Origin of the sequence: Enterobacter cloacae complex sp. IR5458 (assembly GCF_049238025.1) — a bacterium.
Taxonomy (GTDB): domain Bacteria; phylum Pseudomonadota; class Gammaproteobacteria; order Enterobacterales; family Enterobacteriaceae; genus Enterobacter; species Enterobacter kobei.
On the sequence record NZ_JBMKIF010000007.1, the window covers coordinates 229499 to 230020 of the forward strand.

Annotated in this window: 1 rRNA gene (running past one end of the window); it reads right to left on the reverse strand. The window is 54.4% G+C overall.

Annotated features, from left to right (window positions below):
- Positions 1-522 (reverse strand): 23S ribosomal RNA (locus tag ACOTYN_RS08575) (its annotated part extends 1357 nt beyond the left edge of the window); the annotation flags it as partial.

The following is a 522-nucleotide window of genomic DNA, read 5'->3' on the forward strand; positions in this document are numbered from 1 at the left end:
CGGCTAACATAGCCTTCTCCGTCCCCCCTTCGCAGTAACACCAAGTACAGGAATATTAACCTGTTTCCCATCGACTACGCCTTTCGGCCTCGCCTTAGGGGTCGACTCACCCTGCCCCGATTAACGTTGGACAGGAACCCTTGGTCTTCCGGCGAGCGGGCTTTTCACCCGCTTTATCGTTACTTATGTCAGCATTCGCACTTCTGATACCTCCAGCAACCCTCACAGGCCACCTTCAACGGCTTACAGAACGCTCCCCTACCCAACAACACATAGTGTCGCTGCCGCAGCTTCGGTGCATGGTTTAGCCCCGTTACATCTTCCGCGCAGGCCGACTCGACCAGTGAGCTATTACGCTTTCTTTAAATGATGGCTGCTTCTAAGCCAACATCCTGGCTGTCTGTGCCTTCCCACATCGTTTCCCACTTAACCATGACTTTGGGACCTTAGCTGGCGGTCTGGGTTGTTTCCCTCTTCACGACGGACGTTAGCACCCGCCGTGTGTCTCCCGTGATAACATTC